7 protein-coding genes are annotated in these 12,577 nt (G+C 43.8%); 4 read left to right on the top strand and 3 right to left on the bottom strand.

All coding sequences use genetic code 11. The features are described 5' to 3' along the window. The first annotated feature begins 113 nt into the window (after positions 1 to 113). The 3 genes from GQF63_RS05280 (at position 114) to GQF63_RS05270 (ending at position 5,270) form a co-directional block, all read left to right on the top strand. On the top strand, positions 114 to 2,858 hold the full coding sequence (locus tag GQF63_RS05280; RefSeq protein WP_160368069.1) for a 2-oxoglutarate dehydrogenase E1 component: 2,745 nt from the start codon (positions 114 to 116) through the stop codon (positions 2,856 to 2,858). Between the two features lie 67 nt (positions 2,859 to 2,925). Then, a complete protein-coding gene (gene odhB / locus GQF63_RS05275) occupies positions 2,926 to 4,164 on the top strand; it encodes a 2-oxoglutarate dehydrogenase complex dihydrolipoyllysine-residue succinyltransferase (protein ID WP_160368068.1) in 1,239 nt (412 codons plus the stop codon). Between the two features lie 92 nt (positions 4,165 to 4,256). Next, positions 4,257 to 5,270 (top strand): hypothetical protein, encoded by a 1,014-nt coding sequence (locus GQF63_RS05270; RefSeq protein ID WP_160368067.1) that lies wholly within the window; start codon positions 4,257 to 4,259, stop codon positions 5,268 to 5,270. Between the two features lie 9 nt (positions 5,271 to 5,279). Here GQF63_RS05270 and GQF63_RS05265 read toward each other — a convergent pair whose 3' ends face one another. Both GQF63_RS05265 and GQF63_RS05260 read right to left on the bottom strand, forming a co-directional pair. After that, entirely contained in the window at positions 5,280 to 7,202 is a 1,923-nt protein-coding gene (locus GQF63_RS05265; RefSeq protein WP_160368066.1) for an LTA synthase family protein, read from the bottom strand. A gap of 11 nt (positions 7,203 to 7,213) precedes the next feature. Beyond that, a complete protein-coding gene (locus GQF63_RS05260; RefSeq protein ID WP_160368065.1) occupies positions 7,214 to 9,094 on the bottom strand; it encodes an LTA synthase family protein in 1,881 nt (626 codons plus the stop codon). 171 nt (positions 9,095 to 9,265) lie between these two features. On the opposite strand from GQF63_RS05260, the gene GQF63_RS05255 reads away from it, so the two are divergent. Continuing rightward, positions 9,266 to 11,881, top strand: a complete 2,616-nt coding sequence (locus tag GQF63_RS05255) for a valine--tRNA ligase (protein WP_160368064.1) — start codon at positions 9,266 to 9,268, stop codon at positions 11,879 to 11,881. An 87-nt stretch (positions 11,882 to 11,968) separates the two neighbouring features. Here the strand turns inward: GQF63_RS05255 and GQF63_RS05250 are convergent, their stop codons facing one another. Then, the gene (locus tag GQF63_RS05250) at positions 11,969 to 12,481 is read right to left on the bottom strand and encodes a PepSY-like domain-containing protein (protein WP_160368063.1); all 513 of its coding nucleotides are present in this window, start codon (positions 12,479 to 12,481) and stop codon (positions 11,969 to 11,971) included. Between the last annotated feature and the right edge of the window lie 96 nt (positions 12,482 to 12,577).

The following is a 12,577-nucleotide window of genomic DNA, read 5'->3' as shown; positions in this document are numbered from 1 at the left end:
ATAGAATGGAAATGTGGAAATTCCACATAATACATTGTATTTTATCGGTATTAAATGCGGAAAACTAATATTATTATTCCTAAATTTGGCAAAATTTTATCTTACCTATCCACATGGACAAATTGACATATTTGAGTAATGCCGATTCGAGTTATATCGATGGATTATATCAAGCGTACAAAGCGGATCCAAACGCAGTAGATTTTGGATGGCAAAAGTTTTTTGAAGGATTTGAATTTGGACAAGGTGCTGAAGGTACTTCAAGCACAGTAGATGTTGAAAATGTTTCGGAGCATGCATTAAAAGAAATCGATGTTCTTAATATGATTCACGGTTATAGAGACCGTGGACACCTTTTCACGCATACTAACCCAGTTCGCGAACGCCGTAAATACTATCCTGGCAAGGAATTAGAAACATTCGGCCTTGCGGAAGCTGACATGGACACCATTTTTAACGCAGGTGTGGAAGTTGGCTTAGGTCCTGCCAAACTACGCGATATCCGTCAGTTAATTGAAGATACGTACTGCCGCTCAATCGGAGCAGAATTTAAATATATCCGTAACCCGGAGAAAATTAAATGGCTTCAAGATCGTATGGAAGCCGATCGTAATAAACCGAATTACGATAAAGAAACTAAACAACGCATCCTTAAAAAATTAAACAGAGCCGTTGTATTCGAGAACTTCTTAGGAACGAAATTCTTGGGTCAGAAACGCTTCTCTTTGGAAGGTGCGGAAAGCTTAGTGCCGGCCTTAGACTCGGTTATCGAGAAAGGTGCGGAATTAGGTATTCAGGAATTCATGATTGGTATGGCACACCGTGGTCGTTTAAACGTCCTGGCCAACATCATGGGTAAACCTTACAAAACCATTTTATCGGAGTTTGAAGGAAAGATGTATATCGACGAAGACCCTGAATTACAATTCGGTGGCGACGTGAAATATCACTTAGGATACTCTTCCGATATCACAACCGATTCAGGTAAACAAATTCACCTTTCCCTAGCTCCTAACCCATCACACTTGGAAACTGTTGATCCAATTGTGGAAGGTGTGGTTCGCTCGAAAATTGACATGAAATACGATGGCGATGCTTCGAAAATTGCGCCGATCTTAATTCATGGTGATGCGGCAATCGCTGGTCAGGGTGTTGTTTACGAGGTGACGCAAATGTCGAAACTTGAGGGCTACCGCACAGGTGGTACCATTCATATCGTGATTAACAACCAGGTTGGTTTTACCACCAACTACAAAGACGCACGTTCCGGAACTTACTGTACTGACGTTGCGAAAATCACTTCTTCGCCGGTGTTCCATGTGAATGGTGACGACGCAGAAGCCGTAGTATATGCGATTAACTTAGCGGTAGAATACCGCCAGAAATATAAGACCGATGTTTTCATCGATCTATTATGCTACAGACGCTATGGCCATAACGAGGCGGATGAGCCTAAATTCACCCAGCCTTTGTTGTACAAAGCCATTGAAAAGCACCCGAATCCGAAAGATGTGTATGCAAAGAAATTAGAGGAGGAAGGAACCATCAATGCGGCTTATGCGAAAGACATTGAAAAAGAATTTAAAGAATACCTGCAAACACAATTAGACGCTTCTAAAAAAGCAGAAGCCCTAGAGGATGAAGTTCCGATGTTTGGAGGCGCCTGGAAAGGATTACGCCAAGCTAAAAAAGGCGATATCTTCGCTACGGCAAACACCAAAGTTACCGCGAAGGAATTCACGCAATTAGCGACAGAAATCACCACATTACCGAAGGATAAGAAGTTCTTCCGTAAGATTTCTAAATTGTTTGAAGACCGTGCTGCCATGGTGAAAAACGACTCGTACGATTGGGCAATGGGCGAATTAATGGCTTATGCTACCCTATTGAACGAAGGCAAACGCGTTCGTATTTCAGGTCAGGATGTGCAACGTGGAACATTCTCGCACCGCCATGCCGTATTGACTTTGGAAGATTCTGAAGAAAAATACATTCCATTAGCACAGGTAAACGGTGGTGAAAGATTCAATATCTACAACTCTTTATTATCTGAATACGCAGTATTAGGATTTGAATACGGTTATGCCTTGGCTAACCCTAGTTCATTAACTATTTGGGAAGCACAATTCGGCGACTTCTACAACGGTGCGCAAATCATTGTTGACCAGTACTTGAGTAGTGCGGAAACCAAATGGAGAAGATCGAATGGCTTGGTGATGATGTTGCCTCACGGTATGGAAGGACAGGGTCCTGAGCACTCTTCTGGCCGTATCGAGCGTTTCTTGGAGCTTTGTGCCAACGATAACTTAATTATTGCGAACTGTACTACCCCTGCCAACTATTTCCACTTATTGCGTCGTCAATTGGTGCGTGATTTCCGTAAGCCTTTGGTGGTGTTTACTCCGAAAAGCTTATTGCGTCATCCGAAAGTAGTTTCGAAAATGGAAGACTTTACGAAAGTTAACTTCCAGGAAGTTATCGATGATAGCTACGTAAAAGCAGCTTCAGTGAAACGTGTGTTGTTCTGCTCTGGTAAAATCTATTACGATCTATTGGAAAAACAACAAGCAGATAAACGTACCGATGTTGCCATCGTGCGTATCGAGCAGCTATACCCTAGCCCTGTTGAGCAGCTTCAAGCAATCCATAAGAAATATAGCAAAGCGAAAGAATTCATCTGGGTTCAGGAAGAAAATGAAAACATGGGTGCATGGCCACATTTCTGCCGCACCTTGCGTAGAACAGATATCGAGTTTACCGACTATATCGCACGTTCCGCAAGTGGTAGCCCTGCAACTGGTTACATGAAAAAACACGTAGCCCAACAAGAAGCAATCGTAAATAAATCTTTTGAATAAACAATTTATGTAACCATCCGTTTTAAAGGTATAGCCTATTAAAACGGTTGGTTTAAAAGCATATCATATGAGCTTAGAAATTAAAGTCCCTACAGTTGGTGAGTCAATTACAGAAGTAACCTTGGCCCAATGGTTAAAACAAGATGGTGATTATGTCGAGATGGACGAAAATATCGCCGAATTGGAATCAGATAAAGCTACTTTTGAACTTCCTGCAGAGAAAGCCGGTATCTTACGCATCATCGCTCAAGAAGGTGATACCCTAGAGATCGGTGCTGTTGTATGTACAATTGAAGAAGGCGGTGCTCCTGCGGCGGGTGCTGATAAAAAAGAAGAAGCTCCTGCGAAGGAAGAGGCTCCGGCTGCTGCTGCGAAGGCAGAAGACGATGAGCGTCCGGAAACATACGCTGCTGGTACAGCTTCTCCTGCTGCGGCAAAAATATTAAGAGAAAAAGGCATCGACCCTGCAAACATTAAAGGTACAGGAAAAGATGGCCGCATTACCAAAGAAGATGCAGAGAAAGCACAAGTAAGTGCGGCTCCTAAAGCTGCGGCAAAACCTGCTGCTGCCCCTGCTCCGGCTGCAGCGCCTGTTGTTGCTGGCGAAAGAAACGAGCGTCGCGAGAAAATGAGTTCCTTACGTAAAACCATCGCGAAACGCTTAGTAGCTGTGAAAAATGAAACAGCGATGTTAACAACTTTCAATGAGGTTAACATGCAGCCAATCATGGATCTTCGTGCGAAATATAAAGATACCTTCAAAGAAAAACACGGCATTGGCTTAGGCTTTATGTCCTTCTTCACTAAAGCAGTAACAACTGCCCTGAAAGAATGGCCTGCTGTAAATGCACGTATCGATGAAAACGAAATCGTTTATTCTGATTTCGCGGATATCTCGATTGCTGTTTCTGCTCCGAAAGGATTAGTAGTGCCGGTAATCAGAAACGCTGAAGGCATGGCACTTTACCAAATCGAGAAAGCAATTGCAGAGTTAGCTGGTAAAGCACGTGACAACAAATTGACTATTGAGGAAATGACTGGCGGTACTTTTACCATCACCAATGGTGGTGTTTTCGGATCGATGATGTCTACTCCGATTATCAATGCGCCACAATCGGCAATCTTAGGAATGCACAACATCGTTCAACGTCCAATCGCGGAGAACGGTCAAGTGGTAATCCGTCCAATGATGTACATCGCGTTATCATATGACCACCGTATTATCGACGGTCGTGAGTCTGTAAGCTTCTTAGTTCGTGTTAAACAACTTTTAGAAGATCCTGCAAGATTATTATTGGAAGTATAAGTTTCCGATTAACAATATTTTATAAAAGGTCGCTGGAATATCTAGCGACCTTTTATATTTGTAAGAATCGAATCCAAATTAGTATTAGAAGCATGTTTGTGAAGTCCTCTGTATTTGTAAAAGTTCTCCTCGTCATTACCCTCCTTATTCATTTAAGCGTTAGCAAGGCGCAGCAATTAGGATATCATGTTGACTTCCTTGGCTACGTAGATAATAGAGAATATAAGGCACCCTATACCATTCCCAAGACGTTCTTTGGGGCTACCATATCGCCGCAGCTGTATTTCCAACTGGAAAAGAATCATCGGATTTATGGCGGGGTTCATGTTAATCAGGAGTTCGGGAGCCATCAGGATAATGGTACGCGGGTAAAACCGATTGCGTATTATAATTACAAGACTTCGCATATCGACTTTGCGATCGGGCTTATTCCGCGTTATGATCGGTTAAAGGATGTCCCGAAGATGGTGCTAGCTGATACCTTACAATACGACAGACCTAATGTGGAGGGGATGTATTTTCAATACAACAAAGGTAAGTTTAAGCAGGCAGTTTATATCGATTGGCTGAGTAAGCAAAGCTACAGCAAACGAGAGCAGTTTGTAGCCGGGATATCGGGTAAATACGCCTTCGGTAATTTCTACCTGAGCAACGATGGATTGCTTTATCATAACGCACTTACCAGTAACGATAGCTTGGACGAGCATATTCAGGATAACGCCGTGTTGATGCTCAAGCTAGGTGCTGATTTTTCCGGAAAGACCTTCTTGGACTCCTTGACGCTGGACGCTGGTGTCGCCTTAGGCTTTGATCGGGTTCGGACCGAATATGAACAAAAGAATAAAGGATTTATCAGTACAATTCACTTGGGCTACAAGCGGTTCTTCGTGGCGAATACCCTGTATCTTGGCGACCCTATGAATCTTCCCAACGGAGATCCCTTCTACCATCGGAAAAGCTACGATCGATTGGACTTAGGCTGGGTTCCCTTTAAGTCTAAACGCATTGAAGGCAAATTTACCGCCTCCTTCCATTTCTCGCCGGGCTTTGTAGACAATCAGCAGATGTTCATCCTGCGCTATAAGTTTGGACAAAAGATTAGGTAAGTCGAGAAACTATTCAGCTACCAGCTTATTGTGGATCATCCGGTTGTTATACTGTTGTATAAAGGCTTCGAGATGGCGCATTAACGAATCGCGAACGGCAGGCTCCTTCCCCAATAAGTCTTGTTTTAACGCCGGATCCTGTTTCAGGTTATGCAAGGAGCTTGGCTTGTTATTATCGTAAGTCAGAAAATAGTCGCCCATAAAGAAGTTATAGGTACCGCCGATATTATTCACCAGGAAGTTATCTCTTCGCGGGTCGAAGGCATCGGATCCGAAAGCGAAATAAGGCTCATCATAGTGCAGGTAATTCAATACCGTCGGCATAATATCGATCTGTTGCACCAGCTTATCCGATAAGCCTTGCAGCTCCCCACCCGGGTAATAAAAGATAATCGGGATTGAGAAGAAGTTAGGTACGGTATTGTATTCCGGAAAATGCGTCATACTGGCGTGGTCAGCAACAATAACAAACAAGGTATTCGGATACCAGTCAGTTTTGGAGGCCGTCTCGAAGAAGCGCTTCAAGGCATGGTCAGCATAGCCGATGGGCTCGTGCAAAGGCAGTGTCCCCTTCGGGAATTTCCCGGCATATTGCTCAGGAACCTTAAACGGATGGTGCGAAGACAGCGAGAAGAAGCTGCTGAAGAAAGGCTGCTTGAAGCTGCTGATCTTATTGGCCATAAACTGCATAAAAGGCTCGTCCCAAATCCCCCATATTCCATCGAAATCAGCATCGTTATTGTACTCATTCTTGCCGAAGTAGTTTTTAATACCGGCCAATTGCATATAGGCCGAAAAGCCCATACTGCCATTTGGCGCCCCATGGAAAAAGGCCGTTTCATAGCCCTTCTTGCCAAGCAGGTTTGCAATACTGGTCGTTTTATTTCCAGAGTAAATAGACAACACAAAAGGTTCCGCAATGGAAGGGATTCCCGTGATGATGGACGGCAGCGCATCGATAGACTTACGGCCATTCGCATAGGAGCGTTTAAAGGTGTAACTATGTTGAATCAGCGAGTCCAGGAAAGGCGTATAGCCCTTGTAGGTTCCGTTATCGAGGTCTTTGTTAAAGAAGCCGATATGCTCCTTTCCAAAGCTTTCCATAATGAGGAAAACAACATTCAGCGGCTTGAATTTAGCAGAATCTTGGACTTGATGGATAACCGGGTAGATCGCATTCACTTCTTGTTCCGGGAAGAAATCCTTTTCTTTTAGGCTAACCGCTTTTAAGGTTTTAAGCACCGAGAAAGGCGTATTCAGCACGATATTCATTTCCTCGGGCGATTTCACATAATCGCCGGCATTGCTGAGGGTAATCGGGCGGGTACTATGTGCCCATCCGCCACGCACGCCGCCAACAAACAAGAAGGCAACAAAGAGCAGGCAAACCAGCTGAACCACATAGAACAACCAACCAGCAGGTTTTTCTACAGCCAATTTCACCCAATTATAGGACTTTATAAGCAAGTATACCAATCCCACAAAAAGCAAAAGAATGTACCAGTAATCTAATAGAAAGTCGATTGCTAACGTACCCAAGTTCTCTTCATTGGAAAACTGACTAAAGACAGTACCCGTGGTTCGTTTGAGGGTAAAAGGATAATAAGCGAAGTCGATCAGGTTGAGGGCAATACCCAAGCTATTGCAGACCACGAAAATCCATTTGGCAACTTGTTGGTATTTGGGCGTAGATTTAAAAGGCAAAGGAATAGCCATCATCAGAATATAGATGATGTTCAGGTAAAGAAGTGCGACGATATCAAACTTCAATCCGCCGACCATCATACGCATCAATTCGGACGTGCTGATGTTCGGGAATTGCTCGATATTAAACCAGTAAAAGCCTAGACGCAGCAAAGCGTATAGCCCTAATAGCAACACAAAGCGCATCGCCAAGGCAAAATATGGAGCAAACCAACCTTTTAATTTCATTTCCCCGGGTATTAATATTTTAAAAATTCTTTATAGACCTCTTGGTAATAGGCCTTTGCAATAGTTAGCAGGCTATCTGTTTGCGCTTTCGGCAGCTCCTTATTGGCCAAGTAATTAATGGAATTACCCACGTTATCATAGGAAATCGTTTGCGTTGGGGTAATGATTCCAAAGGCATCCTTTGAATTATAAAAAGCCACTTGCGCGGTTGTCGGATTAAATAAGTCCCTACTCCAAGGGTAATGCTGGCTAGGCAACTGCAATTGTTGCAAGAGGGTCGCCGCCAGGTCGGTTTGATTCCCGATGTGCGAAATCCGCTTTCCCCGGAATTCCGGTTTAATAGCCTCTCCGAAAAAGAGCAAAGGAATATGGAAACGATTCGGGTGCGAAAGCTCATACTTCTCTGCCGGCAATCGGTGACCATGATCAGCAATCAATACAAACAGGGTATTGGCATACCAGCTTTCCTTCTTCGCCTGCTCAATAAAATCATAAACCACAGAATCCGTATAGTAGGCTGTGCTGCGAAACTTATTGGCGTTGTTCTCTTTTCCGAACTTATAAGGTCCATTCAATTGGAAAGGCTCGTGATTCACCAGGGTAAACAGACTCGCATAGAAAGGCAATTGCTCGGTTTTCAGGTCTTTTAGCATTCGGTTAAATACCAAATGATCTGGCACGCCCCAGGAAACCCGTTCGCTTGTAGGCGGAAAGTTCGCATTGTCGACCACCTTGGCCACGCCATGGGTTAGCATATACGATTTAATATTATAGAATTCACTTTGCCCCCCATGGTAAAAGGAATTATAGTAGCCAGCGGAGTCCAATTCCTGCATAAAGGCATGCATATTTTCGTGCTTATCGATATACTTGATCACACTTTCAGGGCCTTGCGCCGGGAAGGCCGAAAAGGTACCGATTATCCCTTTATCAGAACGATCGGACGCTGCATAGATGCGATCAAAGAATACACCCTGCTGAATCAGCTTTTCGAACTGTGGTGTCACCCCCTTTTCGCCCCCCATGGATTCAATCAAATCGCCAACGAAGCTCTCCAACAAGATGAATACGATATTAGGACGCTCCGTTTTCAGGATGGAAACTGCCGAATCCGGATTATGGCTAAACACAGGCTTCAGAAGTGCTGCTTGGGATTCATTGGCTGGGAAATACTGGTATGGCGAGCGTTTCAGGGTGCTGCTTTTAAAGTAATCGCGCAGCAAGGCCCATTGTGTAGACACGGCCGCATGGTTATAGAACGCTTCTTCCGAGAAATAAGCCTTACTCGGATTTAGGGTAGCCCTACCATAGCCGCCACGGATAAAAGTAAACAAGAGGAAAGCCCCCAATAGCAAACGCAGGGCTTGACCCCAATAGGGTTTAATATGCCCGAAGTTCAACTTGCTAAACCAGCGCTTATACAGAAAATAGGCACCCGCAATAAAGACAATCATGCCCAGGATTGGGATAAAGATAGGCGTAGACTCGGCAGATGCCACCGCCCCCGATGGGGAAGCCATAAAAGCATAAACCGCCCTTTTAGAAATCTTGTCGCCCCATTCCCGATAAACGTTAATGTTGATAAACGAAACGACAAAAAACAGCAAGAGTACTAAAAAAGTATAGGCATCAAGCAGTTTTCGGCTCAATTTAAGCTTAGGAAAAAAACTAGCGATGCAATAGCCCAAAAAAGGCAAGGCACAAATATAGGCTGCTGCTGAAAAGTCCAGATTTAAGCCATGGTAATAGATCCTAAAGATTTCTCGAAAATGGGGCCAGCCAATTTTCTCGAAGAAGGAAATGATAAATAGAAGGCGGTCAATAAAACAGATAAAAAGCCAAAAAACGAAATAACGACTTACCGTTTTCAACTCATTTACAACATCTTGCATGTGAAACTAAATACTAAACCGCCAAATTTACATTTAATTCAGGATTGTAAACATTATCTTAACATTTTTTTTGTTTTTAATTAACAGTCAAGAGTTTATTTACGTCCACAAAGTGGGAAATAAGCAGTTAAATGCGTATTTTTGTGCTTCTTTTTAGCATAATAATAGATAATGAGCATAGCAAAAACGTACAATCCGAAAGAAGCAGAAGACAAGTGGTATGGCTACTGGATGGAAAAAGGGTTTTTCCGTTCCGTTCCAGACGAGCGTGAGCCATATACCATCGTGATGCCGCCACCAAACGTAACTGGTGTATTGCACATGGGCCATATGTTGAACAATACCATCCAAGATGTATTGATTCGTCGTGCCCGTATGCAGGGTAAAAACGCATGTTGGGTTCCTGGAACCGACCATGCCTCGATTGCTACGGAGGCCAAAGTCGTCGCTATGCTGAAAGAAAAAGGAATCGACAAGAAGTCCATTAGCCGCGAGGAATTTTTAAAATACGCCTGGGAGTGGAAAGAGAAATACGGAGGTATTATCTTGAAGCAACTGGAGAAACTCGGTGCTTCCTGCGATTGGGACCGCACTAAGTTTACCATGGACCCGGATCTTTCCGAAGCGGTAATCGATACCTTCATCAAGTTTTACAAGGAAGGTTACATCTACCGTGGTGTACGGATGGTAAACTGGGATCCGCAAGGGAAAACAGCCCTTTCCGATGAAGAGGTAATCCGTAAAGAGGTAAACCAAAAGTTATACTACATCCGCTACTTTATTAAAGATAGCCAAGAGTATATCATCATCGCGACTACCCGTCCGGAGACTATTATGGCCGATACAGCCATCTGCATCAACCCATTGGACGATCGCTACAAACACCTGCAAGGGAAATCGGTATTGGTACCCCTTGTGAACCGCGAAATCCCGGTTATCCAAGATAGCTATGTGGAGATGGAATTTGGTACGGGCTGTTTGAAAGTAACTCCGGCGCACGATTTAAATGACTACGAGTTAGGCCAGAAGCATAACTTGCCGGTTATCGATATCTTAAACGATGATGGTACCTTAAACGAAAAGGCTGAAATCTTAATTGGTGAAGACCGTTTTGCGGCACGTAAAAAGGTAATTGCCCTCTTGGAAGAAGCCGGACAGATTGAAAAAATCGAGGAATATAAATCGCAAGTAGGTTTCTCCGAACGTACCGATGCTGTTATCGAGCCTAAGCTTTCCATGCAATGGTTCTGTAAGATGGATCAATTGGCCAAACCAGCCTTAGATTACGTAGAAAACGGCGAAATCAAATTAATACCCGACAAGTTCTTTGCCTCCTACAAACATTGGATGGAGAATGTAAAAGACTGGTGTATTTCGCGTCAACTATGGTGGGGACAACGTATCCCGGCCTGGTATAACGAAAAGAACGAATGGGTAGTTGCCAAAACACAGGAGGAAGCCGTACAAGAGTTTGAACAGCAAGGCAAAACAGCTGCTGGCATTCGCCAGGAAGACGATGTGTTGGATACCTGGTTCTCCTCCGGATTATGGCCACTATCGGTGTTCGACGGCGTTAGAAACCCCGACAATGAAGAGTTTAACTATTATTACCCTACCAATGATTTAGTTACCGCACCAGAGATTCTATTCTTCTGGGTAGCCCGCATGATTATTATGGGTCATGATTATACGCAAAAGCCGCCATTCCGTAATGTATACCTTACGGGTATTGTACGCGATAAATTAGGCCGTAAGATGTCTAAGTCTTTAGGCAACTCGCCCGACCCGATTGAATTGATGGAACAATACGGTACCGATGGTGTACGTGTGGGCATGCTGCTCTCCTCTCCTGCCGGAAACGACCTGATGTTCGATGTTTCTTATTGTGAGCAAGGGCGTAATTTCGCCAATAAAATATGGAACGCATTCCGCCTGGTAAAAGGATGGGAAACGGTGGATAAACCCGCAACCGAAGCACAAAAAACGGCAGCACAATGGTTCGAAAGCCGCTTTAACCAAGCCCTAGTAGAAATCGATGAGCATTTTGCCAACTACCGTTTATCGGATGCGTTAATGGCCACCTACAAATTGATTTGGGATGATTTCTGTGCCTGGTACCTGGAGTTGGTAAAACCAGCCTACCAAACCGCCATAGAAGCCGAAACCTTGGAAACCGTAAAAGGCTTGTTCCAGAAGGTATTAACCCTGGCGCATCCATTTATGCCATTCCTGACCGAGGAGTTGTGGCATGATGAATTATTTGGCCAACGTGAAGAGAAAGACTGTATTATTGTGGCTTCCTTCCCGAAAGCGGCTGCTTATGATGAAAAAATCATCAAGGAATTTGCCACGGTACAACAGATTATTTCCGAGGTACGTAACATCCGTAATTCCAAAGGTATTTCACCGAAGGTGGGCCTTCCATTGGCCATCAATGCGGTAGATATGAATTACGATCGCTACCAAGACAGTATTATTAAACTGGCCAATATTGAAGAGCTAAGCTTTGTTAACGAAAAAGTAACAGGCGCAGTTAGTTTCTTGGCGGGTAAAAACGAGTGTTTTGTAGCCCTGGAGAATAATATTGATGTGGAGGCTGAGAAAGAACGCATTGCCAAGGAAATTGAATACCTGCAAGGCTTCTTGGCTGCTGTAGATAAAAAGCTTTCTAACGAGCGTTTTGTGCAGAATGCAAAACCTGAAATTGTGCAGAATGAACAGAACAAAAAAGCCGATGCAGAAGCTAAAATTCAAATCTTACAAGAGAGCTTAGCAAGTTTAGGCTAGTCCTAAACCCTTCAAATAGCATTAAAAAAGGAGCTGCCCGCAAGGTTCAGCTCCTTTTACTGTTATTTAAACTACCTGATTGTTCGTTTATCTGCCTTTGCGCACAAACTTTCCGTTTGCGTCAAAGTACAATTCTGTATCGTTGGCCAATTCCAATTCATAGCCGCTAGGCTCCTTATCGGCCGATGTTACGGCTAAGCCGTTATAATTCGCATTCAAATAATCTTGAATCTCCTGTGGCAATACGGCTAGCGGAATAGCCACCGTACCCTCGGTACTGATTTCCGTCCAATTGCCATCCTGATCAAAATCTATTTCCGTGCCTTCACTAAGCTTGCTTTCATACATCGTACCATCTTTTGAGGGGGCTGCCTTACCTTCAATCTTGCTGATGCTAGCCTCCTTAAAGTGCTGCCCAATAAAACGTTGCGCTGCTTCTGGTAAGGACACAGTGCCCGTATTAACGGTTGTAGCATTGGAATTTACCGGCCCTGCCGGGCTCATCTCCACATCTGGAGCCGGCACTTGTTGTTGCTTCTTCTGTTCCTGATTACAACTGATAAGTAATGCGGCTGAAGCCCATATCATTAACTGTTTCATCGTCTTTTTTTCTTTAAGAACAAGTATTGCCCATAATTGTTTAGAAAAATATGCATTAACCCTCATTTTCAGGGATTTACAACACCTATTTTTTTA

Source organism: Sphingobacterium humi (assembly GCF_009768885.1).
Lineage (GTDB): Bacteria > Bacteroidota > Bacteroidia > Sphingobacteriales > Sphingobacteriaceae > Sphingobacterium > Sphingobacterium humi.
Note: the sequence above shows the minus strand (reverse complement) of the source record. Positions and strands in the feature narration are given on the sequence as shown.